This is a genomic window from Streptomyces sp. AA4, assembly GCF_000158875.1.
Classification (GTDB): domain Bacteria; phylum Actinomycetota; class Actinomycetes; order Mycobacteriales; family Pseudonocardiaceae; genus Amycolatopsis.
Window position 1 is genome coordinate 3269376 of sequence record NZ_GG657746.1, and the last position, 26620, is coordinate 3295995.

Genomic DNA, 26620 nt, shown 5'->3' on the forward strand with positions numbered 1-26620 from the left:
GACGTCGGCGTGCGCGGCCGGGGCGGCCAAAGCGAGCGAACCGGCCAAAACGACGGCAGGCGCGGCGAAACGGGCAAGTCGGAACATGGAAAATCTCCTCCCAGAAGCACGGTCGCGCCACTGTCCGCCGACTCCGGGCAAGCGCACTACCTACATTCGAAGGAATGCGTGAAGAATTAACCGGGTGCTCAACTTGTCAGACGGCAAAATGCGCAAGGTGGACGTAACTCCGAAGTCCTGGGCCGGGGATGATCCGCAACCGCGGCACAACGCGGTCGAGTCCGGGTGAAGCGGGCGGAACAGCTTGATCCGCCAGCATTCGGGCGTACGGGGCAGGCGTTCGCGAGCGGCTCCCGGCGCTTGGAAAGGTTCTTCGAAACTGTTCCCGGTCAGTTTTTATGCGGCTTCCGGGCAAACTGGGGAAAAGCTGAGGGAATCGGTTTCCGCTGCGCCGTTCGGCTGAAGTCGCGGCCTTCCGGTATCTGTTTCCCGCTTGCGGGCGACCTTTTTCGTGAACGTCGCCGGAATTGATCTTTTCGGGCGGAATTCCCGGGGGTGCACGATGAGCGAACGGGAAGGGCCGCGGTCGGGCGCGGGACGCGGCGAGGGCGCGGAAAGCGGTCCGGCGGGCGAAAACGCGCCCGCCGGACCGGAAGCGGGATACGAGATTCCGATCGGGACGCCGGTTCCGGCCGCCGAAATGGAACGGCTCAAGGCGGCCGCGCGGCGGCACCGGGATCGGGAGGAGGAGGCCGACGCCCCGGCACGGGCCGGCGACGAGGCCGCGGAGGAAGAGGGTGATCACCGTGATGCCTGAAGCACAGGTGCTCGAGGGCCAGGCCGGGGAAACGGCCGGGGGCGCGTCGCGGGAGATGGCGGATCTGACTGTCGGCGAACTGCTCGCCGAACCGCCGTCGCCGGAACGGTCGCCGTTGTTCGCGCAACGGTTCCCGGTTCCGGTCGAGGAATACGACCAGCTGAAGACCGGCGCGCGCGAGCACGGCGCGGAAGCGCTGGCCCCCGAGGACGCGCTCGCCGTGCAGCTGGACGAGGAAGCGGCGGCGGAGCTGTCGGAGGAAAACCCGCCGGAGGACGAGATCGCCGAGGGGCTGGCCCCGGCGGCGTCGGCGAGTTTCGAGGGGATTTCGCAGACCGCGTTCCGCCCGCCGGACTGCACGGTCGCGGTCGGTCCCCGGCAGGTGATGGCCGCGGTCAACGTGGACCTGGTCGGCTACGACAAGACTGGCCTGCAACAGTTCCGGTGGGCCAATTTCACCGCCATGTTCAACCCGGTGCTGCCCGCCGGGGCGCAGCTTTTCGACCCGAAACTGGCCTACGACCACTACAGCGGCCGGTGGATCGTCTGCATCGCCGCGCGGCGCGCGAATCCGCAGGGCTCGTGGATCCTGCTCGGCGTCTCGCAGACCAGCGATCCCGCGGGCGGGTACTGGATCTGGAGCACCGACGCGACCGCGGACGGAGCCACCGCGAGCGGCAACTGGTCGGACTACCCGATGCTGGGCTTCGACACCCAGGCGATTTACGTGTCCACCAACCAATTCGCCTTCGGCGGCGGGTTCGCCTACGCGAAACTGCGGATCTTCAACAAGGCGGAGCTGTACAGCGGCGGAGCCGGCGGCGGCCACACGATCCGCTGGTGGGATTTCTGGGGCCTGCGGAACCCGGACCGGAGCGCCGCGTTCTCCGTCCAGCCCGCCTGCCATTTCCAAGGCACCGGAGGGAATCCGCGCGCCTACCTGGTGAACTCGCTGTTCCCGTCGGGGTCGAGCCTGACCCTGTGGACGCTGTCGAACCCGCTGGGCCTGTGGTCCGGCGGCGCGCCGACGCTGACCTCGACGGCCGTGCCCTGCCGCAGCTACAACCTGCCGCCCGGCGCGGTGCAAAAGGACGGCGGGACAACGCGAATCGCCACGAACGACACCCGGTTGCTCAACGCGGTCTTCCAGGCGGCGGGCCGCACCCAGCGGCTGTGGACGACGCATACGTCCGCGTACAGCTGGCCCGGCGACACTGAGGCGCGGTCAGTGGTGCAGTGGTACGAGATCGACGTGCCCAGCCACACGATCGCGCAGCAGGGCGCGTTCGGCGCGCCGAGCAGGCACTATTTCTTCCCGGTGATCCAGACCGACATCTCCCGCAACGCCCACGTGGCGTTCGGCCGGTCCGCCGCCGACGAGTACGGCCACTTCCGCCAGACCGGCCGCCTCGCCACCGACCCGCCGGGCACGCTGCAGGGCAGCGCCTCGGTGATCGCCGGGCAGAGCGCCTACACCGGCGGCCGATGGGGCGACTACTTCGGCATCGGCCGGGACCCGTCGGATTCCCGGACGGTGTGGAGCTACGGCGAATACGCCGGCGGGGGCAACACCTGGCGGACCCGCCTCAACGCGGCGAAGTACTGAGGGCAGGGAGGTTCTCATGAACACTGCACACAAGCTCCGGCTCGCGGCCGAGGCCGGGCTCGCGGCGCTGAGCGCGGTCGCGCTGGTGCTGACGCTGACGGTTCCGGACTGGATCGAACGCACGACCGGCGCGTCCCCGGACGGCGGCGGCGGGGAAACCGAATGGCTGCTGACGGCGGTCGCCGGTGTCGCGACGGTTCTGTTCACCGGCTTGGCCGCGTGGGAATGGCGGCGGGTGCGGACAGCGTAAGCGGCGGGGCGGGCACCGGAATGCGCGGCGGTGCCCGCCTCTCGCCGGTTTTCGCGCGGAAAGCCGGACGGGAAGGTCGCGCCGCCCTAGGCTGGCCCGGTGACTGTCTTCGAGCCGTCGGCCGAGATCCGCCGCTCCGACCTTCCGATGTATCTGGTGGAAAACCCGGGTATTCCGACGGGTCCTGGTTCCCGAAACACCTTCGGCGGGCGGCCGATCCTGCCCGAGAGCGAGGACTGGCCGGAATGCTACTGCGGCGCGCGGATGGTGCTCTTCTTCCAGCTGGACGTCCCGCCGGACATTCCGCGGTTCGGCGGCGACCACCTGCTCGTGTTCCAGTGCCCGGTGCACAACGACGCGGCCTGTCTCCGGGAGAATTCGGAGCAGCTTCCGCGGCGGTACTGGGAAGAACCGCGGATTTGGGGCCACCCTGGCGCGTTCTGGCGGATCATGCTGCACCGGGACGCGACCGGTCCGGCCGACGCGGAGGAACCGCATCTCCTTGGCTGCGAGCTGGTGCTGCGTCCGGAGTGCGAGACGGAGACCGGGTGGCGGGCGGTTCCCTCAGGCGAAATCGAACTGAGCGTCGGCCGGGGCGAGTTCAAGGTCGGCGGCCTGCCGCGTTGGCAACAGGATCCGGAAGGCCACCGCTGCGCGTGCGGCGCCGAGATGCTGTTCTTGTGCGGCCTGCCGGAGGACGTCGGGTTCAAGAGCGGCCCCGGCCAGCCCGAACAGCCGGACAGCTCCTATTCCGACGCCTACGTGCTGTTTCTCGGCAACGCGGTGTACCTGCTCGCGTGCCCGGAGCACTGTCATCCGGCGGCGGTCTGGCCGGTGCCGCAGAACTGACTCTCATTCCTCGTAGGCGATCGAGTACCGGGCCGCCACCGGGTTGATCTTCGCCGGGTCCAGCGCGCCGTCCGTCAGCACCGCGGGCCCGGCCTCGAAAAGATCCTCCAGATAGTGCTCCCACCCGCCCGGCGAGGAGATCTGCAGCAACCTCGGCGGGGGCGTCGAAACCGCTCGCAGCGCGTGCGGAACCCCGTGCGGCAGGAGCGCGAACATCCCCTTCGTCGCGACATGAGTCTCGTCCGCGAAGTCGATGCCCAGTTCGCCTTCGAGGACGTAAACGCACTCGTCGGCCTCGTGGTGGACGTGGCGGGGGATGTCGCGCGCCAGCGTCACCTCCAGCAGGGAGAACCGGGTCTCGGTGTCGCCGGTCATCGCCTTCACCGCGAACGCGGGCGGCAGCGGCACCCGTCCCGGGCGGGCCTCGCCGGGGTGCAGCAGAAGGAAGCGGTCCGTGCTCATGGGGTATCCTCGCAGACGAGTCGGAAACGGAGTCCGTTTCCACATTAGCGCGAGGAGGACGCCGCTTGTCAACGGAGCGCAAACCGAGGGCGGACGCGGAACGCAACCGGGCACGCGTGCTGGAGGCGGCCCGCGCGCTGCTCGCCGAGCACGACGACGTCCAGTTGCCGGAGATCGCGCGGGTCGCCGGGGTGGGCGTCGGGACGGTGTACCGGAACTTCCCGGACCGGCGGGCGCTTGTGGAAGCGTTGGCGGAGCAGCGGTTCGCCGAGATCGCGGAGTACGCGCGGAAGCGGTGTCTCGACGGGAAATCCGGCGTCACCCGCTATCTGCGGCACGTCGGCGAGGTGCTTTCGGGGGACCGGGCGCTGTCGTCCGCCATCGAGACGGCGCGCGGATCGGCGGGGAGCGAACCGCGCGGCGAGGCTCGTGAGCAGCTGGAAACCGTGGTGGCGCAAGCGATCGCGGCGGATCAGGCGGCGGGGGTGCTCCGCGCGGACTGCACGGTAAGTGACGTGTATTTGCTGGTCGGCTGCCTGTCGTCGGTGGTCCGCACGGAAAGCGGGGACTGGCGGCGGTTTGTGGAGCTGGCGTCGGAGGGGCTGCTGCCTCGGGGCTAGTCGTAGTCCGCCAAGCGCATCAGGTAAGAGTTGAGTTCGCCGCCGTCGTGCATCGCGATCAGCACAGCGGCCATGTTGCGCACGCCGGGCTCGCGGACGATCAGCCCGTCCGGCACGGCGAAATAGCTGCCGCCAGCGCACTCGCCGGTGCTTTCCCAGCGGCGCATCACCCGGTCGACCTCGTCGAGGGTGAGAACCGTCGCGCTCCACCGGGAACGGTCGGGGTAGTGGACCGTGACGTCGACGTTGTCCACCTCATCGGGTTTCTCGCCGCCGCCGACAAGAAACTTCGCGTCGAACGCCGAGGTCCGCACGACGTAGTACGGCGAGTCCCAGCCGTCGGACAGGATTTCGGTTGCCACCGGACAAACCTAGCGGGCCGCCCCGAACCCGGAGCGGCCCGCGGGCGCGGAAATCAGGCGAGGTCTTCCAGCGGGACCTCGGGGTCGGCGAGCCGCTCCGGGTCCACCGCCTTGCCGGAGCGGATGAGCGCCTTGATCGGGTCGGTGACGTCCCAGACGTTGACGTTCATCCCGGCCAGCACGCGGTTTTCCTTGAGCCAGAACGCGATGAACTCGCGCCCGGGCACGTCGCCGCGGAACACGACGCGGTCGTGGCCCTCGATGGTGCCGAGGTATTCCATGCCGAGGTCGTACTGGTCGGTGAAGAAGTACGGCAGCTCGTCGTACGACTCCTCCTTGCCGAGCATCCCGGCCGCGGCCACCGCGGGCTGGTTCAGCGCGTTCGCCCAGTGCTCGACGCGCAGGTGCTTGCCGAGGAACGGGTGGTAGGCGTTCGCGACGTCGCCCGCGGCGAAGATGTCCGGGTCGCTCGTGCGCAGGCTCGCGTCGGTCACCACGCCGTTGTCGACGCGGAGGCCGGCCGCCTCGGCCAGTTCGACGTTCGGCTTCGCGCCGATCCCGGCCAGGACGGCGTCCGCCTCGAGGACGCTGCCGTCGCCGAGGCGGATCCGCTTGCCCTGGCCGCCGTTGGAGATGTGCTCGACCTGGACGCCGAGCCGCAGGTCGACGCCGTGCTCGCGGTGCAGGTCGGCGAAGACCGGAGCGACCTCCGGGCCGAGCGCGCTGACCAGCGGCAGTTCGAGCGCCTCGATGACGGTGACCTCGACTCCGGCCTGGCGCGCGGCGGCGGTCGCTTCGAGCCCGATCCAGCCGCCGCCGACGACCGCCAGTTTCGAGGCGGTGCCGAACAGTTCGCGGAGCCGGTCGGAATCCTCGATGCGGCGCAGGTAGTGGATCCCCGCGGTGTCCGGCAGCTCGCGCGGGCTCGCGCCGGTGGCGAGCAGGAGCTTGTCGTAGCCGAGGCTGGTGCCGTCGTCGAGCGTGACCTGCTTCTTCTCCCGCTCGATCGCCGTCGCCTTGACGCCCTGGCGCAGCTCGACGTTCTTCTCGGCGTACCACGCGGCGTCGTGCACCTGGAAGCTCTCGGCCTCCGCGTTGCCCGCGAGGTAGTCCTTCGACAGCGGCGGGCGCTCGTAGGGCAGGTGCCGCTCGTCGCCGACGATGGTGATCTTCCCGTCGAAACCCTTGTCGCGCAACGCTTCCGCGGCCTTGGCCCCGGCGAGCCCGGCTCCGATGATGACGAACGACGAGGTCACTGAAGAACTCCTTCGATGCGGGGACGACGGGAGTACTTATATCACTAGCGAAGTTTGGTCTTATTCGGCCGCCCGGTCAAGTTCCCCTGATCAGAGGTACCCCATTGAGGCAGGGCCTACCTGAAGGGGCGTAACTCAGTAGTTGCCTCCGCCGTACCCGCTCGCCGGCGCGGAAGCGGCGGTGGTGATCGCGGCGCCGTCGGAGGTCACCATCCACCACAGTCCGCCGTTGAGGTTCAGGCCCTGGCCGTTGGTCTGCCCGGCGGACTTGTCGCCGAGGTACCGGTACAGCGGGTGCCCGCCGAGCGTTTCCTGCCTGGAGCCGTCCGGCCGGGTGATGGCCCCGACGCTGCCCCGAGCGCCGGTCAGCGGGGTGTCCGCCGCGACCGGAGGCCAGTAGCTCGCGCAGCTCGCGGCGCAGGCGGACTGGCCGTCGTGGTCGGCGGCGAACAGGTAGATCGTGTCGCCCTTGCTGTCGGTCAAATGCGTCGGCGCGGCGGGCGGTGGGGTCGTGGTCCCGCTGCTGTTATTGCCGCCGCCACTGCACGCGGCGGCGACCAGGCCCGCCGCGGCCACCGCGGCGAGCAGTCCGAAAGTTCGCGGGGTTTTGACAGTCATCCCAGCCTCCAGCGGTGCGTGGGTGTTGCCCTTCCCTCGACACGCGGCCGGCGGCGGAACGGTTCAGTCCGGTTTGTCGAGCGTCACAGCGTCTGGACGGGAGGTACTCCGGCACGTACGGTATGGCAAGCCTAACCTTAGTCACTCTCCGAGGAGGACCCATGCCAGAGCGTGTGCTCGACCGGGCCGTCCCGTTCGTGCTCGGCCTGTTCCGCGTCGTCGTCGGCCTGCTCTTCGCGGCCCACGGCGCGGCATCGCTGTTCGGCGTTTTCGGCGGCGGTCCGAAGGGCGCAACCGTCGAGGTCGGCATGTGGCCGTCCTGGTACGCGGCGGTGATCCAGCTCGTCTGCGGCCTGCTGGTCGCCTTCGGCCTGGGCACTCGAATCGCGGCGCTGCTCGCGTCGGGATCGATGGCGTACGCGTATTTCGTCGTCCACCAGCCGGACGGCCTGCTGCCGCTGCAGAACCACGGCGAACCCGCGGCGATGTTCTGCTGGGCTTTCCTGCTGCTGGCCTTCACCGGACCGGGTGCACTGGCGGTGGACGCGCTGTTCCGGAAGGGTTCAGACGATGCTGGCGGCGCGCGCCCAGTGGGCGGCGAGGCGCGCGGCGTCCTGAGCCCGGTGCAGGTCAACCCCGGCGCGGGCGACTAGCCGGAGGCGGGATACGCCGTCCGGGACGCTCGGCGGCCGGAAGCAGCCGACGACGATGTCGCGTTCGTACAGCTGGTTCGCGGCGGCGACGGCTTGGTCCGGGGAGTCCGCGGGGATCGACTGCACCGCACCGGGCGCGCGCGGAACTCCTGCGGCGTCGGCGATCGCGCGAGCGGCTCGGTGCAGTTCCTCGACCCGCGAAGGCTCGGCTGCGATGATCCGGCACGCTTCCGCCGCGCTGGCCGCAGCGGCGGGGGCGAGGCCGGTGTCGAAGATGAACGTCCGCGCGGTGTTGACCAGATGCTCGCGCAGCAGCGGCGACCCCAAGACCGCGCCGCCTTGGGCACCCAGTGCTTTCGAAAGTGTGGCAGTCACCGCGACGTGCGGCGCACCCGCGAGACCGGCCGCGTGCACCGCGCCCCGGCCGTCGCCTGCGACGCCGATGCCGTGTGCCTCGTCGACCACCAGGAAGGCGTCGTACTCCGCGCACAATGCCGCGGTGCGCACCAGATCCGTCGCATCGCCGAGCACTGAATAGATCGATTCGACCACCACGATCGCCCGTTCCTGCGACCGGTCGCGCAGCAGCACCGCGAGCGCGTCCAGGTCGCCGTGCGGGCAGATCGCGACGGGGGAGCGGGACAGCCGGGCGCCGTCGATCAGCGACGCGTGGATGTGCGCGTCGGTGATCAGCAGCGTGTCCGGCGAACCGAGCGCGGTGATGACGCCGATGTTCGCCGTGTAGCCGCTGGAAAACCCGAGCGCGGCCGGTTGTCCGGTGAGGTCGGCGAGTTCGCGTTCCAGCTCCGTGTGACACGGCGTGGTGCCGGTGACGACTCGCGACGCGCCGGCTCCCGCTCCGTACTTTTCGACGGCTTGGACGGCGGCCGCGCGCAGGCGCGGATCGGTGCTGAGGCTCAGGTAATCGTTGGACGCGAGGTCCAATGTGGACGCTCGCGGATGCCGCCGATCGTCGGTCCGCCGGACGAGACCGGCGGCGTGCCGGTCCCGTTCGGCGGCGGTGAGCCAGTCGTGCATCGACACCATGGCGGTCACGCGTTGGGCGCGGCGGCGGTGCCCGCTCCGCGTTCCCGCAGCGCCGGCGTGGTGTGCGCGGCCTGCTGCTGTTCGCCCGCGCCGAGGACCTCGAACCCGGCGTCGGCGATCATCTCCAGGTCGGCCTTCGCGGCCTGGCCCTCGCTGGTCAGGTAGTCGCCGAGGAACAGCGAGTTGACCACGTGCAGCGCGAGCGGCTGCAGCGACCGCAGGTGCATTTCGCGGCCGCCGGCCATCCGGACTTCCGTTGCCGGGCAAGCGAACCGGGCCAGCGCGAGGATGCGCAGCGCGCGCAGCGGGCTCAGCTCCCACGTCCCGGCGAGCGGTGTTCCCTCGAACGGCATCAGGAAGTTGACCGGGATCGAATCGCTGCCGAGGTCGCGCAGCGCGAAGATCGCGTCGATCAGCTCGTCGTCGGTCTCGCCCATGCCGACGATCAGGCCGGAACACGCGGAAAGCCCGGCGGACTTGGCCTTTTCGACGGTGTCGACGCGGTCGTCGTACCCGTGCGTCGTGCAGATCTCGGAGTACCGGGACTCGCTCGTGTTGAGGTTGTGGTTGTAGGCGTCGACCCCGGCCTCGCGCAGCTTCTCGGCCTGGCCGTCCTTGAGCAGCCCGAGGCAGGCGCACACCTCCACGTCGGCATGCGCGGACTTCACCGCCTCGACGGCCTGCGCGACCCGGTCGACGTCGCGGTCGCTCGGCCCGCGCCCGCTCGCGACCAGGCACACCCGCGACGCGCCGCCCTGGATGCCCGCGCCGGCCTGGCGCGCGGTTTCCTCGGCGGACAGCCACGAGTACTTGAGGATCTGCGCGGACGACCCGAGCCGCTGCGAGCAGTACCCGCAGTCCTCGGGGCACAGGCCCGATTTCAGGTTGACGAGGTAGTTGACTTTGACCTTGTTGCCGAAGTGCGCGCGCCGCAGCCGCCCGGCAGCCGCGACCAGGCCGAGCACGTCCTCGTCCGGCGCTTCCAGCACCGCGCGGGCGTCGGTGCGGTCGAGTACGCCGCCGGCCAGCTGCCGGTCGGCCAGGTCGTCGAAGGTTTTGAACACCTATCAAATCCTAGGCGGCCGCTCGGCCGGAAGCAAGCGGCAGGCAGAATGAGCGGGGTGAAGGTGACGCGAGACCAGATCGTCGACCGGGCGTACGAGCTGCTGCGGGAAGCCGGGCTGAGCAGCCTGTCGATGCGGCGGGTGGCCCTCGACCTGGGGGTCCAGCCGGGCGCGCTGTACTACCACGTCGCCAACAAACAGGAGCTGCTCGCCGCCGTCGCCGCGCGGATCCTGAAGGGGCTGCCCGGGGTGGCGAAGGACCCGCGCGAGGCGGCCGAGGACTTCCGTACGGCCCTGCTGCAAGTCCGCGACGGGGCCGAGGTGGTGTCGTTCGTGCAGGCATACCGGCCGGATCTCCTGGTGCCCACGCACGCGCTGCGCCAGCTGTTCACCGGGAAGTACGACGACCGCCGCGCGGAGTGGGCCGCGCGGACGGTCGTCCACTATGTACTCGGGTTCGTCGCGGAGGAACAGAACCACGCGGAACTGGTGCGGGCCGGGATCGTGGAGGAAGACCCGGCGCACAGCGGGGATTCGGACGAGGCGTTCGGGTTCGGCATCGACGCGATCCTCAGTGGACTGTCCGGATGACTATTCGGCGCTGGAGCGGTCTTCCTCCTCTTCTCCGGCGGCTTCGAGGATGTGGCAGACCGGGTCGCGGATGACCAGCGGCGTGCCGTCGGCGACGCGGCCGGCGACGCGCAGTACCTGGCCGGGTTCGAGGTCGGGGTGGGCTTGGCTGAATTCCAGGGCGACCGTCGCGGTGTCGTCGGTGAGCTGCGCGGTGAGAACCGGACCCCGGGTGTCCTCTTCGGACAGAGTGAGTTCCTGGATCCGCCCGTCGACGCAGACGTCAGTGCCGGGACGCAGTTCGGCAAGAGCGCTGGGAGTGAGTTCCTCCTTCTGCGTGCTGCCGATCCGGGTGAGCAGCCGCTCGATCGCCGCGGTGGCGCGTTCTTCGGGCAGATGCGGCATGAGCGTGCGGATCCGGGTCTGCACGTCGTAAGGCACGATGGTCGCCGCGGCCTGCGGGATGCGGCTGACGATGCGGGCGATCCGGTCGGCGGTCCGGTCGTGCAGCAGTCGCCCGAGCAGCGGCGCGTAGCTTCGCCGCGGCAGCAGCACGGTGATGCTGGTCCGCTCCGCGTCCGCGATCGCCTTCTGCACCAGCGTGTACGCGGCGCGGGCGATCCTGCGGTCGGGGACGTCGATCAGCCGCAGGCTCGTTTTCATCCCGAGTTCTTCCCAGCGGGAGCGAAGGCGTTCGGCGGCTTGCGCGTCGATCACGAAGTGCACCGCGGTCACCTTGTCCGGCCGGAGGCTGTTGCCGTATCGCAGTGCTTCGAGCACGGCCAGGTCGATCGTGTTGACCAGCACGAAAACCTGGTGGCGCGCGTACCGCGTCGGGTTGGCGCGGTTGGCGGTGATGCGTTCCAGCACAGCGGCTTCGGCGCGGTACTCGCGGTTGAGTCTGATGAGGACGAACACGAGGATCGGGAACACCACGACCACCAGCCACGCGCCCTCGGTGAACTTGGCGATGGCGAAAATGCCGACGACCACAGTGGACAGAATCCCGGCGGCGAGGTTGACCGAGAGCTTGAACCGCCAGCCCTGCTCGCGCAGGCGCAGATGGTGTTTGGTCATGCCGTATCCGGCCATGGCGAAGCCGGTGAACACGCCGATCGCGTAGAACGGCACCAGTGCGGTCACCGTGCCGCCGGAGAAGAACAGCAGGGCGACGGCGAGCACGGTCAGCACGAGGATGCCGTTGGAGAACACCAGCCGGTGGCCGCGCGTCGTCAGCTGGCGGGGCAGGAAACGATCGCTGGCCACGAAACTGGCGAGGAACGGGAAGCCGTTGAAGCTGGTGTTGGCCCCGGTGTAGAGGATGAGCGCGGTCGCCGCCTGGATCGCGACGAACATCGCCTGCCCGAACCAGCCGTCGCCGAACACCGCACGGGCTTCCTGGGAGACCACGGACGGATAGCCGCTCGCGTACGGCGTCGCGTGCGTGAAGGAGGCGAGCAGCGAGACTCCGCCGACCAGGACGCCGAGGATCACGGCCATCGTGACCAAAACCTTGCGGGCGTTGAGACCGCGCGGGCTGCGGAACGCGGACACCGTGTTGGAGATGGCTTCCACACCGGTCAGCGATGATCCGCCGTTGGCGAAAGCGCGCAACAGCACCAGAACTGTCGCACCGGCGATGAGCCCGTCCCCATGCTGGACCGGCACCGCGCCGGGCAGGTGAGCCGCGTCGTAGGTCGGCAGCCCGACCGTCATCGCCTTGACCAGGCCGACCACGATCATCACCAGCATCAGTGCGGTGAAAAGGTACGTCGGGACCGCGAACGGACGGCCGGCTTCGCGCAGGCCGCGCAGGTTGGCGTAACAGAGCAGGACGACGATCGCGATGGTGATTTCCAGGCTGTACGGCCCGAGCGCGGGGATCGCGGACACGACGGCGACCGTGCCCGCCGAGGTCTGCACGGCGACCGTCACGATGTAGTCGATCAGCAACGCCGCCGCGGCGACCTGCGCGACGCGCGGCCCGAAGTTCTCCCGCGCGACGACGTACGACCCGCCCGCGCGCGTGTAGGCCATCACGACCTGCCGGTACGACGCCGCGACGAGCACCAGGATGACGAGGATCACGCCGGTGATCGGCAGCACCAGGCTGAACGCGGCGAGACCGGCGTAGGGGAGCAGTTCGACCAGGATCTGCTCGGTGCCGTAGGCCGACGACGAGATCGCGTCCGGGGAAAGCACGCCCAGTGCGGTCGCGTTGGAAAGCCGTTCGTGCGTCAATTGCGCGTTAATGAGCGGTTTGCCGAGAAAAAGCCGCTTCACCGCATACCCGAACGCGCCGGGTTCCAGGCGACGCTGGGGTTCTTCCGTGTCTGTCACGGGCTCAGCATGCCCGCGCGCCCCGCCTCGCACGCGCTGGGCGGCGAGATCAATCCCATTCTGAAATGCGTTAAGAAACGGCCTTTTCGCTTGCGTCAGGAGTGCATTAAAACGGAGTGCGGCGGCGTTAGGATTTCGTCAAGACGGTGGCGTTCCTTGCCGGGCTCGCCCGTCGCTACGCTGGTCCGGTACCTGGCCTTTATGGAGGAGCGCGCCCGTTGTCGCAGTCGTCCGGTCTGGTGTCGCGGATGGAGCGGCACCAGGTCGTCATCTACCTCGGCGCGCTCGCCGTCGGCGCACTCGCCGGCTGGCTCGCTCCGGCGGCCGGGCCGGGGCTGGAACCGGCGATCAACCCGGTGCTGGCGGCGCTGCTGTATGTCACCTTCCTGCAGGTGCCTGCCGCCGAACTGGGCCGTTCCCTGCGCGACGGCCGGTTCCTCGGCGCCGCGCTGACGGTGAACTTCGTCGTCGTGCCACTGGTCGTCGCGGCGATGTCCGTCCTCTTCCCGGCCGGGCAGGCGCTGCGGCTGGGCATGCTGCTCGTGCTGCTGGCCCCGTGCGTGGACTACGTGATCGTTTTCAGCGGCTTGGCCGGAGGCAGCAGCCGCCGCCTGCTCGCCGCGACGCCGCTGCTGCTGCTCGCGCAGATGGTCCTGCTGCCCGGATTCCTGTTCCTCTTCCTCGGCGCGGACCTGGCGCAGGTCGTGCGAGCCGGTCCGTTCCTCCAGGCGTTCCTGGTGCTGATCGCGCTCCCGCTGACCCTGGCCTGGCTCACCCAAGCCTGGGCGGCCCGCCGCCCGACCGGCCGCCGGTTCGCCGCCGCGGCCGGGACCGCGATGGTGCCGCTGATGGCGGCGACACTGGCGATCGTAGTGGCGTCGCAAATACCGAAACTCCACAGTGGACTCGGCGCAGTGGCCGGGGCCGTGCCGTTTTATGTGGTTTTCCTGGTGGTGATGGCTTTCGCGGGCCTAGGGGTGGCGCGGCTGTTCCGATTGGACGTTCCGGCTGGGCGGGCGATCGTTTTCACCGGGGCGACGCGGAACTCACTGGTGGTGCTTCCGTTGGCACTGGCGTTGCCTGATGACCTCGCGCTCGCGGCGGTCGTGGTGGTGGCGCAGACGTTGGTGGAGGTGGTCGGCATGGTGGCCTATGTCCGGCTAGTGCCTCGGTTGCTGCCGTAGCCGAGGGTACAGGCGCGCCGGTTCCCCGCGGTCGAGCTGCGCGTGCAGCCGGGCGGCTCGGTCCGGGAGGAACGGGCTGAGTTCCGTGGCCAGTTCCCGGCAAGTGCTTACGACAGTCCCGAGTGCCTGGTCCAGTTCGTCGCCGCGCAACGCCCAGGGTCGGGTCTGTTCGACGTACCGGTTGGCGTCGGCGATCACCTGCACCAAAGCGCCGGTGGCGGAACGGAAGTCGAAATCGGCGAGTGCCGCGTCGATCCGGTCGGCGAGCGAGTGCACTGTCCTTAGTGGACCAGCCGGGACGATCCGTCCGGTGCGCCGGGCGAGGCTGAGCACGCGGTGCACGAGGTTGCCGAGACCGTTGGCGAGTTCGTCGTCGGCGCGGGCGATCAGCCGGTCTTCGGTGAAGTCGGTGTCGCCGAGCGGTGCGACCTCGCGGAGCAGCCACCAGCGGACGGCGTCGGCGCCGTACTGGTCGATTAGGTCCGTCGGACGGACGGTGTTGCCTGCGCTCTTGGAGATCTTCGCGCCGTAGACAGTCAGGTAGTCGTGCACGAAGATGGTGTCCGGCAGGCGCTCGCCCGCGGAGAGCAGCAGCGCGGGCCAATAGACGGCATGGAATCGCAGAATGCCCTTGCCGAGCACGTGCACTCGCTCGGCCGCGTTGGTCCAGCGGGACGCGTTGGCGGTGAGGTCGGACAGGAGTGCGCGAAACCCAGCACCTCGCGGAGGTGGGCGGCGAGTTCGATCCGGAGGCGGCCGGGATCCAACAGGGCCTGGATTTCGCTGGCGTAGCGAGAAATTCGGAATAACCAGTTCTGTTCGGTGACGACCTCGAACGGGACTTCGTGTTCCAGACAGCGTTGTCGTCCGTGTAGAACTGCTCGCAGCCAAGGCAGTACCGGCCGGTGTAGTCGCGCAGGTAGCAGTCGCCGCGTCGGGCGCAGGCTTGCCATAACCGGCGGACGCCTTCGAGGTGAAGGCGATCGGTGCTGGTTCTCGGGAAATCGTCGACGGCGAGCCCGAGCGGTTCCTGCAGCGCGGCGAATCGCGCGGCACGGTGATTCACCAACTCCTGCACGGGAACGCCTTCCGCCTCGTCGCAGTGACGTTCTTGAGTGCGTTGTCGTCGGTGCCCGTAAGCAGATGGACATCCGTGCCGCGCGATCGCCGGTGCCGGGCTAGAACATCGGCTTGCACGAGTCCTAGCGCGTGTCCGGGATGTGGTTCTGTATTTGATGGCGTCGGCTCCGCCGTCGCGTTCGGGTCGAGTCACCGCACGAGGACTGCCCCAGAGCGGCGTGCGGCGTTCATGTCTTCCATAGTGACCGGGCACGCAGCTTCGGGGCCACTGGTTTTCAGCGGCCGGTGCTGCCGTCGATCAGCTCGCGCAGAATGTCGGCGTGTCCGGCGTGCCGTCCGGTTTCCTCGATCAGGTGCGTCAGCGCCCAGCGCACACTCGGCCCGTCGCGGCCCGGCAGCGGGGCGGCGAGATCGGGGCAGTCGTCGAGGAGTTCGTTGGCGAGCTTGACCGCTTCCCGGTAGCGGGCAACGACCTCGGCGACGCTGTCCCTGGTATGGAACGTCGCGGGCCAGTTCTTCACGGTCTCCCCGAGTAACAGCGATCGCTCCACAAAAGTCAGATGGTTGAGCAGACCGAGCAGGTTGGTCCCGGACGGCACCGCGGCGGCGTGGGCTTCCGTTTCCGGCGCACCGTCGACCTTCGCGGCGACTGAGGTGCGGAGATAGTCGAGAAATCCGCGCAGGACTTCGGTTTCGCTGCTTCCGGTGCGAGGCGGCGGAGTGTCGCGACGGCGAGCCACAGTGGTCTCCTTGACGGGTTCAGACAGCGCGGCGGATCAGCAGGACGTGGTCGACGACCTCGGCGGTCTGCCCGCCTGGGCCGGTCGCAAGCCGGGTGGGGGAGTCCGCGCGCTCGACGGTCCACTGGGCCGGGTCGAGGGCGAGGTCGGCGGCGATCTCCGCCGGACTGGGGAAATGCAGGTCCGGGTCCTGGTTCCACGACCACGGCGCGATCGAGCCGTGGTCCACGACCAGCAATCGGCCGCCTGGGCGCAGGGCGTACGCGGCGGTGCGCAGGACCGTCGTCCGGTCCAGTTCGAAGGGGGTTTGCAGGTAGTGCGCGGTCACCAGGTCGAATTCCCCGGCCGGGAAGCTGACCCGCAGGTCGTGCCGCACGGCGGTGAGCCGCGGGCCGGAGAGGCGGTTGACCGCGACGGCCGAGATGTCGGTGGCGGTCACGGTCCAGCCGCGGCTCGCGAGCCAGCGGGCGTCGCCGCCGTTGCCGCAGCCCAGGTCCAGCGCGTCGCCGGGCGGCAGGGCGGAGACAATCTCCACGAGCCGGGCGTTCGGCCGCGGGTCGGCGGGCGGCCGGGCGGCGTGGACTTCCTCCCAGAACAGGGTCGCGTCGGTGGTCATCGGTCGGCTCCTCGGGTCGGATGCGTCCAGCGTCGCCGGAGCCGGGCCCGAAGCGCACGCGATCTTGCCGGAACGGCAATCCCGCCTGCTGGGCAAGATCGTTTCGCCGGTACTGTCGGCTGCGAGCCGGGACGCGGCTGATCTCGGCGGACGGGATCCGTCGATTGACCGGGTTACCCGCTGTGGCACCGAGGCGGGGTTTCCCTCGACCACGTGCACGGCTGCCGCGAGCCGCCCAGCAGGACCAGGACGTCCGGGCTCACCCCCGCGCGCACCCGGGAGGCCAGCTCCGGCGACGTCTGTCCGAGTGCCGAGTAGACCGCGCGGACCAGGCACCTCGCCGCGTGCGGGGAACGCCTGGTGCGCAACGAGATCTCCATCAGGAGGGCCTCGCGGTCGCACGTGCGGCCGCGGCTCGGCACGACGATGCCCAGCCGGGTTTGCTCGGCCAGAGGAAGGCATCGCAGCAGGCTGTCGACGACGCAGTCGACCGCGAGCCGGTTCCGTTCCGTGCGGGGTGGGCGAGGCCCGGGCAGAATTTCCTTCCGCACCACCATGGACCATCAACTCCTGGGCGCAGAGTATCCGATCCGGCGCGCGCGGTGACGTTACGGTTCCGTGCGGCGGAAAACGAACCGCGGAGAGTCCACTGTGGACGGGTTCAGCCGGGCGAGCCGGACAAAACGGCGAGCCGGTCGAGCGACTCGCGGATCCGCGCGGGCAGGTCGCCGCCGCCCTGGCCGGCCGGAACCGACAGGTGCAGCGTCGCGTGGCTCGTGCCCGCCGCGCCGGACGCGACTTGGAGCCAGCCGCCGTCCCATTCGAGCCGGAGCCGGTCGCGGCTCCCGGCCGGGGGCGGGTCGACTGGCTCCGGCAGCCATTCGCTGAGGTGCGCGGCATCGGACGCGACGGCGTAGACGTGCTCCGCGGGCGCGGGCATCCTCCGCTGCGCTTCGAATTCGCTCATGATCTCGGCTACCCGGTCCGCGACGAGGCGAAACCGCCGGTCTACAATGGACGGTCACGGACGGTGTCCGGTGTTACACCACTTCGGCCAGGATGGCGTCGAGGTCCGCCGGGGTGCCCAGCGTGCGGAGTTCCGGCGGCGCGAGACAGCCGATCCGGTGGTCGTCGTCGCGCACCGCGGCCGCGAACTCGGCGACGCGGGACGCGGGCGGGGCGACCGAAGGCCCGCCCTGGTAGCGGATGACGATGAGGTCCTCGCCGGAATGCGTTTCCACGGCGGCGGCCCAGCCGTGGATCTCGTCCCACAGCAACGCGACGTCGCGGCCGGGGTAGGCGGGCAGGTGGCCGTCGAGCGCGACGTAGGCCGACACCGGGGTGTCGTGGTCGACGGTGCAGGACTCGAGGCCGATGCCCAGGGCGCCGGTGACGTCGGCGAGGTAGTTCCACAGGCGCACCAGTGCGGGGTGCGACGGCCTGGTCTGGGCGGTGTGCAGCGGCAAGGACACGGGGACAACGCCTTTCTCGCGCGAAGGACTGGCACGGAGCCGGGGTGGCCTGCTCCGCGCCACGGGCCGCATCCGGCGGCGCGGCGGGGTTCTCCGGCTAGCGGCCGGAAGCCGCCCTGGCGGGCGGTCCGGACCTGATTCCCGGTGAAGGGGCACGGGAAACCTGCGGAGCGCGGCGAATCGTGCCGCGGGATCGGCAGGTCCATCGGGATTCACCTCCGCCGCTCGACAGGGACGCTCTCTTTTCTTCTAGCATGTCATCGAAACGATGACAACTGCCAAGTCGTCGAGAGGATGACGCTATGGCGGAGCTGGACCCCGGCTGCTGGTCCAAGGCGTCCGCGAGGCGGTGCTGGCCGCCCGGGACGGCGGTGCGCCGGCCGATCGGTCGCTGGCCGCGCTGTCCGCGCTGCGGGCGCTGCGCGAGCAGCTCGGCGAATGGGAACCGGAACTGATCGCGGCCGCGCGCGCGGCGGGCGCGAGCTGGGCCGCGCTGGCCCCGGCGCTGGGCGTGGCGAGCAGGCAGGCGGCCGAACGCCGGTACCTGCGGCTGCGGCCCTCGGCCACCGGGGAGACCACCGGCGAGGCCCGCGTCGACGCGGAACGCGGCCGCCGCGCGGGAGACCGGGCGGTCGCGGACTGGGCCCGGCGCAACGCGGCGGTGCTGCGACGGCTGGCCGCCGAAGCCAGCGCCGCGCCCGACCTGGACCCCGCCGGACAGGAAAGCGCCGACCGGCTCGGCGTGGCGCTGGGAGACGACGATGTCGCGAACCTGCTGCCGCCGTTGGCAGACGTGCGCGTCCACCTGGAGTCCCGGCACGCCGCGCTGGCGGACCGGCTCGGGGAGATCGGCGAGCACACGGACCGGCTGCGCCAGGACGCGGCCGGACAGCGGCGCGGCCGTGCCCGCTGAGCGGGAGGGTGTGTTCCGGCTGGTTCGCGGTGTGCGGGCTGGCCGGGTGAGGTCGGCGGGTTGTGCTGGGGTGCGGCCGGGCGATGGTGCGGTCGTGTGCGTTGTGCGGGCGGGTGTGCGCGGCGAGTCGGCGAGCGCACGGACCGGCTGCGTCAGGACGCGGCCGGGCGGTGGTGCGGTCATGCCCGTTGAGCGGGAGGCTCTGCGCGGCAAGTCGAAGCGGCGCGGGTCGGCGAGCGCACGGACCGGCTGCGTCAGGACGCGGCCGGGCAGCGGTGCAGCAGTGCCCACTGAACGGGACGGTGCGCTCCGGCAGCGCGAGGTGCGCGTTAGCCAGGGCGGAGCGGCGAACGCGCCAGACCGGGCGCGGTCACCACGGCGCTGGCCGAACCGCGGGGCAGCCGCCGGTCGGCTCAGGTCGTCGAATACATCCGCTGCCCCTGCGAAAACGCGGCAGGGGAGCAGCAAAACCGTCCGCCCCAGGTCGTACCGGACGCTCGGCGCGGCCGCTTCAAAGAGCGACCAGCCGCTCACCCGCCCCGCCCCGTCCGCCCTAGCCTGGCCGCACCGGGACCGCCACGGGAGCGGCGACAGTGAGCCGAACGTCTCTTCCCGGGCGCCCCCGCGCTGCCGCCTTTCCGCCGATCCGAGATCATTTCTCCCGGCGGCATTCGGTGCGAGCCGCCGCCGTAAGGCATGCTATTCGCGCGGTTGAGCAGCCAGCCGCGTCCTTTTCCTGCCCGGACGCAGGCGTTCCGGGCTTCCTGAGGAGGGAAAGAGCGATGAGTGAGCTGACCGACCCGGTGATCGACCCGCCGGGTTCGCTGTCGATCGAACGGGCCGACCGCTCGCCCGCGGCGGTGCTGGCCCTGAACGGGGACCTGGACCTCGGGACCGCCCCGAAATTGACGGCCGCGGTCGCCGAAACCGTCACCGGGAAACCTCCGGTGCTGGTCCTGGACCTGGCAGGGGTCGATTTCCTCGCCTCGGCGGGGCTGACCGTGCTGCTGGCCGCGTGCCGGGAAGCGCCCGAGGGGACCGAGGTGCGGATCGTGGCGTCCGGCCGCGCGACCTTGCGGCCCATCCAGCTCACCGGGCTGGAGCAGAGCCTCCCGCTGTACCCCACGCTGGAAGAAGCGCTGGCCGCGAAGTAACCGCGGAGCGGATCAGCGCGTTCCCGCCCCCGCAGTGCGTTGCAGCACCACCAGCGCGACGTCGTCCTGCGGGGGCCGGGACCCCACCATCGCGGCCATGATCCGGGCGCAGGCCCGTTCCGGGTCCTCCGGGCGGAGCAGTTCGGCGAGCTGGTCCATGCCGGTGTCGACGAGCCGGTCCCGGCGCTCGACGAGACCGTCGGTGTAGAACGCGGCGACGCTTCCCGGCGGCAGTTCCACCGTGGTCGTGCGCCGTTCGACGGTGGCTCCGACGGTCAGGCCGACCGGCGGGTCCGGCGGGGCCTGCACGAGTTCGGCCGGTTTGCCCGGCGCGGCCACCACCGGCGGCAGGTGCCCGGCGAGCGACAGCGCCATGCTCTCGTGCCCGGGCCGCAACACGCCGTACGCGACCGTCGCCATCACTCCGTGTTCGAAGTGGTTCGCTTTGCGGTCGAGTTTGGCGAGGACTTCGGCGGGATCGTCGCAGTCGAGCGCGTACGCCCGCAGCGCGCTGCGCAGCCGGCCCATGATGACGGCGGCTTCGAGGCCGTGCCCGGACACGTCGCCCATCACGATGCCGGTCTGATCGCCGGGAAGCCGGAAAACGTCGTACCAGTCGCCGCCGAGCCCGGCCTCCGCGCCCGGAACGTAGCGCGCGGCCAGGCGCAGGCCGTCGATGACCGGCAGGACCCCGGGCAGCAGGCTGCGCTGCAGCGCGATGGTCGCGGCCTGGTTCTGGTGCATGATCTCCGCTTGCAGCACGGCGGCCAGCCGGTCGGCGAGCAGCCGCAGGGTTTCGATGTCGGTGGTGGTGAACCGGCGGTCCCGCACGGCTCCGATGTGCAGCACGCCGACCAGTTCGGTGCCGGCCAGCATCGGGACGCCGAGCATCGTGTGCAGGCCCCGTTCGGCCAGCAGCGCGTTGAGCACCGTGGTCCGGTCGACCTGCTCGATGACGACCGGCTCCCGGCGCGCGGCGACGGCTCCGGCGAACCCCGCGCCGACCGGGACCTGGACTCCCTGGTAGACCTCCTCCTCGAGCCCGGCGGCGGCGATGGCGACGAGGCGCTGCCACCGGGAATCGTGCCGCAGCACGGTCGCGGTGTCGACGTCGAGAACGGTGCAGGCCCGGGCGAGAATCTTCGCGAGGTTGTCGCCGAGGTCGGCGTTGCTCGCCCCGGCGCCGAGGATGTCGGCGAGGCGAGTGCGAGATTCGGGCTCCGGCGCGTGAGACGGCATGCAGCGACAGTAACCGAACCGCTGCCGGGGTCCAGAGATACGCAGTGTTAGGTGTGAAGTCGGCCCTGTCCGGGTACGCCCGTTCGGGCACCGGCGAAGTCGAGAACGAGAAAGGGACTTCCCCACGTGAGGTCACACGGCTGCGGCGAGGGGCGACGAAGCGCGGCAGCGTTTTCCGGCAGGAATCGTTCTCCGCATCGCGTCGCGGCTTCGGCGGGAGAGGGGTCTTGTTGTTTTGGCCAACCGAAAAGGGGGCGGCGGTGACCGGCCCGGGCTCCGGGGCGGGCGATGCGCCCTGGGTGCTGGACCTGGAGGGCACCGGGGTTTCCGCGCTGCCCCGGGTGCGCGCCTGGGCGGGCAGGTCCCTGGGCCATCTGTCCCCGGACCACCTCGCGGACGTCCTGATGGTCGTCGAGGAACTCGCGTCGAACGCCTACGAGCACACCTCCGGCCCGTCCTGTGCGCGGCTGACCGTGCTTTCCCGGCCGTGTGTCGTGGTGATCGAGGTGGACGACCCCGAGCCCGCCCGCCCGCAGGTCCGCCCGCCGGACTTCGAGCGCGCACGCGGCCGGGGCATGCTGCTCGTCGAGCGGCTCGCCGACGACTGGGGAGTGCACGAGCATTCCGGCGGCAAGACGGTCTGGGCCCGGCTCGGCTGCGGGGTGCCGGCGCGGGAGGCGTGCGAGCCCTCCCGCTGACCCGGCGGGTCACCGTCCCTGTTGCGGGTCCGAGTCGTCGTGCTCGTCGCCCGAGGTGCCCTGTTCGCCGCGGATGATCTCGCGTTCTTCTTCCGGGGTGTCGCCGTAAACGTCGTCGGATTCGCGCGGTTCGGTCATGGTTTCGCTCCTTCGGTTCCTGCTCCGGGTACCCGGAGCCGCCGTCGGCAACCCGATTGCCCTCGCTGCGGTCGGGTACCCGGCGGGCGAGCGGAAGGAGGCGCGGAATGGCCGAAGGGGACATTCATACGTGTCGCGAGGGCGGGCTGTGGAAGAACCGGATCGAGGGAATCCGGCGTGTCGCGAACACCGCGGCGCGCCGCGCTGACGCGGTGTCGGTCGGCCGGGAAATGGCGCAGGCGCGCGGGGTCGGCCATTACGTCCACGGCGAGCCCCGGGCCAACGGCGACGGGGAGATCGTCGAGCAGCGGTCCTATCGGGGAGCGGTTCCGGCCCGGTGACCGGCCGGTTTCGGTGCGGCGCCGCGGAAATCGCGGTTTGTCCTGACCGGAGGGGGGTATCCGGGCGCACCGACCGAGATGGAGGACCGCCATGACGACGTCTGTGCGCACCGAAACGGAGGCCCGGCCGCTGGGCAGAGTATTCCGGCTGCCCGGGGTCTACCGTCCGCAAGAGGACACCGCCTTGCTTTCCAGCGTGCTGGCCGCGGACACGCGCATCGGCTGCGGGATGCGGTGCGCGGACTTGGGAACCGGCAGCGGCGCACTGGCGATCGCGTTGGCGCGGACCGGCGCCACGGTCGTCGCGGCGGATATTTCGATGCGGGCGCTGGCTTCCGCGTGGATGAACACCGTGCTGCGGGCCCTGCCGATCGGCCTGCTCCGGGGCGGCCTGCGGGAAACCGTGGAAGCCGGACCGTACGACGTCGTGGTCGCGAATCCTCCGTACGTGCCTTCCCCGACGCCCACGGTTCGCTCGACGCGCGCCTGGGACGCCGGGCCGGACGGCCGCGCGATGCTGGACCCGTTGTGCGCGGCCGCTCCTTCGCTGCTGACCCGGACCGGCACGCTCTACCTGGTGCAGTCGACGATGTCCGATGTGGACAAAACCCGCTTCGCGCTGGCCGCGGGAGGGTTGCGCAGCGAGGTGGTGGCGCGGGCGGACGTGCCGTTCGGGCCGGTGGTCTCCGGACGGCTGGAGTACCTGCTCGAACGCGGTTTCGTGCGGCCGGGCGACCGCACGGAGGAACTGGTGGCGCTCCGTGCCGCGCGATGAACGCCGGGTCCGGGTGGTGCCGGGCGGGCCGGTTCTGGTCGAGGGGCCGGTCGAACTGTCCACTCCGGACGGGGAAACGGTGCGGTCGGACCGCTTCGTCGTCGCGGTGTGCGCCTGCCGGCGGAGCAAGCGGTTTCCGTGGTGCGACACGAGCCACCGGAAACGGGTCCGGGGCAGCGGGTGACCCGGACGGCCTGGTCGCGAGGTTCGCGACCAGGCCGTTTCGCGCTGGTCAGGGCAGTGGCTGGCGCAGCGAGGACAGTCCGGCTTGCCAGCAGCCGAGCAGATGCTGGTCGAGTTGTGCTTCGAGGAAGTTGGTGGCCTGGATGCCGAACACGACGTCCGCGGCCAGCTCCGGTTCTTCCGCGAGCAGACCGCCGACGACCTCGTGCCGCATGACCTGTTCGTGCACCGCGTCGGCCTCGATGTGTTCGGTGTAGAAGAAGCGGCAGGCCTCGGGCGCGTCGAGGCGGCGCAGGATCCGGTCCATCCGCTGCGCGCTCGGGGCGGTGGTGATCTCCGCCGCGGCGAAGTGCCCGACCAGCGCTCCGCGCGAGGCCCGGTGCAGGCCGAACATCGACATCATGTTGACCAGCGCGAGCATCGGCCCGGGAACGTGCTCCAGCAGCGCCAGGTACCCGTCGGGCAGGCCGGCCGCCGCGAGCAGGTCCGCGAACAGCTTGGCGTGCACCCGGTCGGCGTGCCCGCCGCCGAACTCGTCGAATTCCACCGCGACCAGCCCGGCCTTGGCCGCCCCGGACAGCCGCGGGATGACCCACGCGTGCGGATCGGCTTCCTTGAGGTGGTAGATCGAGCGGTGTGCGAACAGTTCCCGCAGGTGCCCCCATTCGCCCTCGGCGAGCAGGAAACCGATAGCTCCGTCAGCTTCGCGTTCGGTCAGCAGCTCGTCGAGCTCGCCGTCCACATCGGAACCGCCGGGAACCGCGTCGCGCAGGCCGGAGCGGAACGCGTTCTCCAGCTCTGCCCGGACTCTCAGCAGCGCGGTGTCCCACTCGCGCTCCGCGTCGACGCCGGGCAGCCCGCGGTAATGCAGTTCGTAGCAGAGATGCAGGGCGAGGTGGAGGTCGTCGCCGAACGGGTCGGCGTCGCGGAGGTCGACCGCGGTTTGCTGGCCTGGTTCGCGCAGGAGGTCCAGCAACGCCGCGGAGACCGGGCCGCGAGCGGTCGGCAGTGCGATCAGGGAGGTCGTCATTCTCTCCGGGTACCCGCCTGGGGCGAGGTCACGCGCGGGACGGTGTGTGACGCGAGCATCGCGACCACTCCGTCCGGCCCGGCTTTCCGTTGCGCGGCCGAGCCGGTGCCGTCCCGCAGCGCGGTTCGGACGAGCCGGTGGGCGGGGTCGTAGTCCCCGGCTGCTTGAAGGGCCGTTTCGGCGTGGCGGAGCAGATCGGCGACCGCCCGGACGGCGGGCAGCGGTCTCGCGCGAAGCGGGTCGACGAGGGTGCCGGTGAGGCCGTGCCGGGTCGCCGCCCATACCGCTGCCGAGCAGATCTGCGGGTCGAGCGGAGGCGCTTCGACGCCCCGGTCCAGGTCCGCGAGGGCGGTGGCGACGAGCGCGCGCGACAGGACTGCCTGCAGGAGCGTGCCCTCGACGGTGAGCGGCACGTCGGCGACCCGCAGTTCCACGGTCGGATACCGCGGGGAAGGCCACGCGAGCCAGAACGTCTGCTCGCGATCCACCAGCGCCCCGCACTCGACCAGCGAGTCGACGAGCCGCACGTGCTCCGCGTGCGACCTCGCGTGCGGGGCGATTCCAGAGCCGGGGAAACGGCTCTGCAGCGCCATTCTCCAGCTGTGCAGCCCGGTGTCCCGGCCGCGGTCGAAGGGGGAGTTGGCCGACAGCGCGAGCAACACCGGGAGCCAGCGCGCGAGGTGATTGACGACGGCTACCGCGGTGTCCGCGTCCGGGACGCCGACGTGCACGTGGCATCCGCAGGCCTCGTAATCGGCGGCCAGGTCGCCGTAGTGCGCGTCGATCCGCGCGTATCGGTCGGGCGGCAGCGGCTCGGCGGGGGAGCGGAGCGCGCCGACCGGGCTTCCGGTGGCCAGCAGCACGCAGCCGGCGTCGGTCGCCGCGCGCGACAACGCCAGCCGGCCGCGGCACAGCTGGGCGCGAAGCTGTGCCGCGGTCGTGCAGACGCCGGTGGCGTGTTCCACCTGGGTCGCGCGAAGTTCCCGGTGCACGGCCGCGCCGTCCGCGAGCCGCCCGACCTTGCCGAGGACTTCGTCCGCGACGGGCATCGGACGGCCGTCTTCCGGTGCGGCGAGCAGGAATTCTTCTTCGACGCCGAGTGTCGGTACGTCCATCGGCACCTCCCCGGACCGGGATACCCACGCGTCGGCGAATTCAGGCGTGGAACCGGGTGGTCTCGTCGAGGGGCGCGCGTCCGACGGCGAACCGGTTGACCGGCGCGGTGTGGTCGGCGTACCCGAAGGAGATCCCGAACAGCAGTTTGCCGCCGTCGAGGCCGAGGGTCTCCCGGACGGTGTCCGCGTAGAAGCTCAGCAATCCTTGCGGGCAGCTGGAAACTCCGTGCGCCTGCATGGCGAGCAGCAAGGTCTGGCCGTACATCCCCACGTCCGCGGCGAGCCGGGCTTCGGCGGTGTCCGGCGCGAACAGCAGCGCGACGTGCGGGGCGCCGTAAAACCGCAGGCTCTCGGCGTCGTAGGCCGCGCGTGCTTCGTGGTCGTCGAAACCGATCTGCAGCGCGCCGTACAACGCACCGCCCGCCGCGGCCCGGCGCTCCTGGTGCACCGCTTCGTAAATGGCTTCGCTGTACGGGAAATCGACCGAGCGGCGGCCTTCCTGGTGCGCGGCGACCAGCGCGTCGGCGAGTTCGTCCCGCTTGGCCCCGCTGACCACCTCGACCTGCCACGGCTGCGCGTTGGAATTCGACGGCGCCGCGGCAGCGAGGTCGAAGATCTCGCGCAGGGTGTCGTCCGGAACGGGGTCGGGCCGGAACGACCGGGTCGCGCGCCGCCCGCGGATCAGGGTCGCGGCGGCGTCGGCGAGTTCGGGCATCGAGGCACTCCTTAGGTAAACGTGATCGTGTACCTCGGCACGGTAGCAGGCTCCGGCGGCTTAAGTAAACGTTTCTGTACACTTGGCCGCATGGTCGAGGAAAAGGCCCGCCGGGCGGGTCGCGGGGGACGCGAGCGCGTGCTGGCGGCCGCCGCGGACCTGTTCGCCCGCCACGGCATCACCGGCACGACGATGGAACAGGTCGCGGCCGCGGCCCCGGTGTCGAAACGGACGCTGTACCTGCACTTCCCGGACAAGGACGAGCTGGTCGTCGCCTATCTGCGGGACCTCGTCCGCTCCGGCGACACCCTGCACGACGTCCTGACCCGCGCGGATCTCCCGCCGCGGCAACGACTGCTGGCGATGTTCGACCTGCCGGACGCCGAACCGGTGCGCGGCTGCCTGTTCGTGGACGCGGCGGCCGAGTACCCCGACCCGGACAGCGCGGTGCACGTCTATGCGCGGGAGCAGAAACTCCTGATGCTCCGGCTGGTGACCGACCTGGTCGCGGAGCTGGGCGCCGCCGATCCGGAGGGGCTCGCCGAGCAGCTGGTGACGCTGGCCGACGGAGCCGCGAGCCGCGCGATGGTCCTCGGAGACCCCAAGTACGGCCGCCACGCCCGGGCGGCGGCGGAGGTGCTTCTGGAGCATGCCCTCGGCTGATTCGGTGGATTGTCCACAGTGGACCGAAGCGGCCCATCGGCCGGGATGAA

The 26620-nt window shown here is 70.6% G+C and carries 34 protein-coding genes and 2 pseudogenes; 16 read left to right on the forward strand and 20 right to left on the reverse strand.

What is annotated here, in order from left to right; translation table 11 throughout:
- The 5 genes from SSMG_RS46895 to SSMG_RS15290 all read left to right on the forward strand — a co-directional run.
- A partial coding sequence (locus SSMG_RS46895) for a hypothetical protein (RefSeq protein WP_286156956.1) occupies positions 1 to 180 on the forward strand: 180 nt, incomplete at its 5' end.
- 382 nt (positions 181 to 562) lie between these two features.
- Positions 563 to 817, forward strand: coding sequence for a hypothetical protein (locus SSMG_RS15275; RefSeq protein WP_037713754.1), 255 nt, complete (start codon positions 563 to 565; stop codon positions 815 to 817).
- A complete protein-coding gene (locus SSMG_RS15280) occupies positions 810 to 2423 on the forward strand; it encodes a hypothetical protein (protein ID WP_199785912.1) in 1614 nt (537 codons plus the stop codon). The genes SSMG_RS15275 and SSMG_RS15280 overlap by 8 nt, the downstream gene beginning before the upstream one ends.
- Before the next feature lie 16 nt (positions 2424 to 2439).
- On the forward strand, positions 2440 to 2673 hold the full coding sequence (locus SSMG_RS15285; protein ID WP_009077239.1) for a hypothetical protein: 234 nt from the start codon (positions 2440 to 2442) through the stop codon (positions 2671 to 2673).
- Positions 2674 to 2772: 99 nt separating this feature from the next.
- Positions 2773 to 3522: a hypothetical protein gene (locus SSMG_RS15290; protein WP_009077240.1), complete on the forward strand. Its 750-nt coding sequence runs from the start codon at positions 2773 to 2775 to the stop codon at positions 3520 to 3522.
- A 3-nt stretch (positions 3523 to 3525) separates the two neighbouring features.
- Here the strand turns inward: SSMG_RS15290 and SSMG_RS15295 are convergent, their stop codons facing one another.
- Entirely contained in the window at positions 3526 to 3984 is a 459-nt protein-coding gene (locus tag SSMG_RS15295; protein ID WP_037713755.1) for a cupin domain-containing protein, read from the reverse strand.
- Between the two features lie 65 nt (positions 3985 to 4049).
- On the opposite strand from SSMG_RS15295, the gene SSMG_RS15300 reads away from it, so the two are divergent.
- Complete coding sequence (locus SSMG_RS15300; protein ID WP_009077243.1) at positions 4050 to 4604, forward strand: TetR/AcrR family transcriptional regulator; 555 nt, start codon at positions 4050 to 4052, stop codon at positions 4602 to 4604.
- On the opposite strand, the gene SSMG_RS15305 is transcribed toward SSMG_RS15300, so the two are convergent.
- The 3 genes from SSMG_RS15305 to SSMG_RS15315 all read right to left on the reverse strand — a co-directional run bounded on the left by SSMG_RS15305 (position 4601) and on the right by SSMG_RS15315 (position 6840).
- Positions 4601 to 4966: a hypothetical protein gene (locus SSMG_RS15305; protein WP_009077245.1), complete on the reverse strand. Its 366-nt coding sequence runs from the start codon at positions 4964 to 4966 to the stop codon at positions 4601 to 4603. The genes SSMG_RS15300 and SSMG_RS15305 overlap by 4 nt on opposite strands.
- Positions 4967 to 5019: 53 nt before the next feature.
- Positions 5020 to 6222 carry an NAD(P)/FAD-dependent oxidoreductase gene (locus SSMG_RS15310; RefSeq protein ID WP_009077246.1) on the reverse strand — a complete coding sequence of 401 codons (1203 nt, stop codon included), beginning with the start codon at positions 6220 to 6222 and terminating at the stop codon, positions 5020 to 5022.
- 135 nt (positions 6223 to 6357) lie between these two features.
- Positions 6358 to 6840, reverse strand: coding sequence for a hypothetical protein (locus tag SSMG_RS15315; RefSeq protein ID WP_009077247.1), 483 nt, complete (start codon positions 6838 to 6840; stop codon positions 6358 to 6360).
- A 161-nt stretch (positions 6841 to 7001) separates the two neighbouring features.
- Here SSMG_RS15315 and SSMG_RS15320 point away from each other — a divergent pair, with 161 nt between their 5' ends.
- Positions 7002 to 7493 (forward strand): DoxX family protein, encoded by a 492-nt coding sequence (locus SSMG_RS15320; protein WP_009077248.1) that lies wholly within the window; start codon positions 7002 to 7004, stop codon positions 7491 to 7493.
- On the opposite strand, the gene SSMG_RS15325 is transcribed toward SSMG_RS15320, so the two are convergent.
- Positions 7404 to 8540: an 8-amino-7-oxononanoate synthase gene (locus SSMG_RS15325; RefSeq protein WP_037717231.1), complete on the reverse strand. Its 1137-nt coding sequence runs from the start codon at positions 8538 to 8540 to the stop codon at positions 7404 to 7406. The genes SSMG_RS15320 and SSMG_RS15325 overlap by 90 nt on opposite strands.
- 5 nt (positions 8541 to 8545) lie before the next feature.
- Positions 8546 to 9583: a biotin synthase BioB gene (bioB, locus tag SSMG_RS15330; protein ID WP_086024978.1), complete on the reverse strand. Its 1038-nt coding sequence runs from the start codon at positions 9581 to 9583 to the stop codon at positions 8546 to 8548.
- Between the two features lie 78 nt (positions 9584 to 9661).
- On the opposite strand from bioB, the gene SSMG_RS15335 reads away from it, so the two are divergent.
- A complete protein-coding gene (locus SSMG_RS15335) occupies positions 9662 to 10195 on the forward strand; it encodes a TetR family transcriptional regulator (protein WP_037717234.1) in 534 nt (177 codons plus the stop codon).
- Here SSMG_RS15335 and SSMG_RS15340 read toward each other — a convergent pair whose 3' ends face one another.
- Positions 10196 to 12514 carry an APC family permease gene (locus SSMG_RS15340; RefSeq protein ID WP_199841136.1) on the reverse strand — a complete coding sequence of 773 codons (2319 nt, stop codon included), beginning with the start codon at positions 12512 to 12514 and terminating at the stop codon, positions 10196 to 10198.
- A 248-nt stretch (positions 12515 to 12762) separates the two neighbouring features.
- Here SSMG_RS15340 and SSMG_RS15345 point away from each other — a divergent pair, with 248 nt between their 5' ends.
- Positions 12763 to 13698 carry a bile acid:sodium symporter gene (locus tag SSMG_RS15345; protein ID WP_037717238.1) on the forward strand — a complete coding sequence of 312 codons (936 nt, stop codon included), beginning with the start codon at positions 12763 to 12765 and terminating at the stop codon, positions 13696 to 13698.
- Here the strand turns inward: SSMG_RS15345 and SSMG_RS42970 are convergent.
- From SSMG_RS42970 to SSMG_RS15375, 8 genes and pseudogenes are all read right to left on the reverse strand, one after another.
- On the reverse strand, positions 13675 to 14589 hold the full coding sequence (locus SSMG_RS42970) for a class I tRNA ligase family protein (RefSeq protein WP_286156957.1): 915 nt from the start codon (positions 14587 to 14589) through the stop codon (positions 13675 to 13677). The two genes, SSMG_RS15345 and SSMG_RS42970, sit on opposite strands and share 24 nt — an antisense overlap.
- A gap of 31 nt (positions 14590 to 14620) precedes the next feature.
- Positions 14621 to 14776: pseudogene (locus SSMG_RS46900) on the reverse strand (methionine--tRNA ligase); the annotation flags it as partial.
- Positions 14761 to 14922, reverse strand: a pseudogene (locus SSMG_RS46905) (class I tRNA ligase family protein); the annotation flags it as partial. The pseudogenes SSMG_RS46905 and SSMG_RS46900, both read right to left, overlap by 16 nt.
- Positions 14923 to 15053: 131 nt before the next feature.
- Complete coding sequence (locus tag SSMG_RS15355; RefSeq protein WP_037713757.1) at positions 15054 to 15518, reverse strand: DinB family protein; 465 nt, start codon at positions 15516 to 15518, stop codon at positions 15054 to 15056.
- A gap of 19 nt (positions 15519 to 15537) precedes the next feature.
- Positions 15538 to 16134 (reverse strand): bifunctional 2-polyprenyl-6-hydroxyphenol methylase/3-demethylubiquinol 3-O-methyltransferase UbiG, encoded by a 597-nt coding sequence (locus SSMG_RS15360; protein WP_037713759.1) that lies wholly within the window; start codon positions 16132 to 16134, stop codon positions 15538 to 15540.
- 173 nt (positions 16135 to 16307) lie between these two features.
- Complete coding sequence (locus SSMG_RS15365; RefSeq protein WP_009077262.1) at positions 16308 to 16691, reverse strand: DUF2267 domain-containing protein; 384 nt, start codon at positions 16689 to 16691, stop codon at positions 16308 to 16310.
- Between the two features lie 104 nt (positions 16692 to 16795).
- The gene (locus SSMG_RS15370) at positions 16796 to 17101 is read right to left on the reverse strand and encodes an SRPBCC family protein (protein ID WP_009077264.1); all 306 of its coding nucleotides are present in this window, start codon (positions 17099 to 17101) and stop codon (positions 16796 to 16798) included.
- A gap of 73 nt (positions 17102 to 17174) precedes the next feature.
- The gene (locus SSMG_RS15375) at positions 17175 to 17606 is read right to left on the reverse strand and encodes a DUF6292 family protein (RefSeq protein WP_037713761.1); all 432 of its coding nucleotides are present in this window, start codon (positions 17604 to 17606) and stop codon (positions 17175 to 17177) included.
- Between the two features lie 349 nt (positions 17607 to 17955).
- On the opposite strand from SSMG_RS15375, the gene SSMG_RS15380 reads away from it, so the two are divergent.
- Together SSMG_RS15380 and SSMG_RS15385 are read left to right on the forward strand one after the other, a co-directional pair.
- Entirely contained in the window at positions 17956 to 18519 is a 564-nt protein-coding gene (locus SSMG_RS15380) for a hypothetical protein (protein ID WP_009077268.1), read from the forward strand.
- Positions 18520 to 19301: 782 nt separating this feature from the next.
- A complete protein-coding gene (locus SSMG_RS15385) occupies positions 19302 to 19673 on the forward strand; it encodes an STAS domain-containing protein (protein ID WP_050788193.1) in 372 nt (123 codons plus the stop codon).
- A 12-nt stretch (positions 19674 to 19685) separates the two neighbouring features.
- Here the strand turns inward: SSMG_RS15385 and SSMG_RS15390 are convergent, their stop codons facing one another.
- Complete coding sequence (locus SSMG_RS15390) at positions 19686 to 20912, reverse strand: PP2C family protein-serine/threonine phosphatase (protein ID WP_037713766.1); 1227 nt, start codon at positions 20910 to 20912, stop codon at positions 19686 to 19688.
- 260 nt (positions 20913 to 21172) lie between these two features.
- Here SSMG_RS15390 and SSMG_RS15395 point away from each other — a divergent pair, with 260 nt between their 5' ends.
- Positions 21173 to 21610, forward strand: coding sequence for an ATP-binding protein (locus SSMG_RS15395; protein ID WP_009077272.1), 438 nt, complete (start codon positions 21173 to 21175; stop codon positions 21608 to 21610).
- Positions 21611 to 21619: 9 nt separating this feature from the next.
- On the opposite strand, the gene SSMG_RS46910 is transcribed toward SSMG_RS15395, so the two are convergent.
- Complete coding sequence (locus tag SSMG_RS46910; protein WP_255409877.1) at positions 21620 to 21748, reverse strand: hypothetical protein; 129 nt, start codon at positions 21746 to 21748, stop codon at positions 21620 to 21622.
- A gap of 107 nt (positions 21749 to 21855) precedes the next feature.
- Here SSMG_RS46910 and SSMG_RS15400 point away from each other — a divergent pair, with 107 nt between their 5' ends.
- The 3 genes from SSMG_RS15400 (at position 21856) to SSMG_RS15410 (ending at position 23048) form a co-directional block, all read left to right on the forward strand.
- A complete protein-coding gene (locus SSMG_RS15400; RefSeq protein ID WP_009077276.1) occupies positions 21856 to 22089 on the forward strand; it encodes a DUF2188 domain-containing protein in 234 nt (77 codons plus the stop codon).
- Positions 22090 to 22180: 91 nt separating this feature from the next.
- A complete protein-coding gene (locus tag SSMG_RS15405) occupies positions 22181 to 22864 on the forward strand; it encodes a methyltransferase (RefSeq protein ID WP_009077277.1) in 684 nt (227 codons plus the stop codon).
- Complete coding sequence (locus tag SSMG_RS15410) at positions 22851 to 23048, forward strand: CDGSH iron-sulfur domain-containing protein (protein ID WP_009077279.1); 198 nt, start codon at positions 22851 to 22853, stop codon at positions 23046 to 23048. Before SSMG_RS15405 ends, SSMG_RS15410 begins: the two co-directional genes overlap by 14 nt.
- Before the next feature lie 48 nt (positions 23049 to 23096).
- Here the strand turns inward: SSMG_RS15410 and SSMG_RS15415 are convergent, their stop codons facing one another.
- Genes SSMG_RS15415 through SSMG_RS15425 form a run of 3 tightly spaced genes read right to left on the reverse strand, consistent with a single transcriptional unit; the run spans position 23097 to position 25907 of the window.
- The gene (locus SSMG_RS15415) at positions 23097 to 24077 is read right to left on the reverse strand and encodes an iron-containing redox enzyme family protein (protein WP_009077281.1); all 981 of its coding nucleotides are present in this window, start codon (positions 24075 to 24077) and stop codon (positions 23097 to 23099) included.
- Positions 24074 to 25192 (reverse strand): glutamate--cysteine ligase, encoded by a 1119-nt coding sequence (locus SSMG_RS15420; protein WP_037713769.1) that lies wholly within the window; start codon positions 25190 to 25192, stop codon positions 24074 to 24076. Before SSMG_RS15420 ends, SSMG_RS15415 begins: the two co-directional genes overlap by 4 nt.
- A gap of 40 nt (positions 25193 to 25232) precedes the next feature.
- Entirely contained in the window at positions 25233 to 25907 is a 675-nt protein-coding gene (locus SSMG_RS15425) for a nitroreductase (protein WP_009077284.1), read from the reverse strand.
- A 90-nt stretch (positions 25908 to 25997) separates the two neighbouring features.
- On the opposite strand from SSMG_RS15425, the gene SSMG_RS15430 reads away from it, so the two are divergent.
- Positions 25998 to 26570, forward strand: a complete 573-nt coding sequence (locus tag SSMG_RS15430; RefSeq protein WP_009077286.1) for a TetR family transcriptional regulator — start codon at positions 25998 to 26000, stop codon at positions 26568 to 26570.
- The last annotated feature ends 50 nt before the right edge of the window (positions 26571 to 26620 follow it).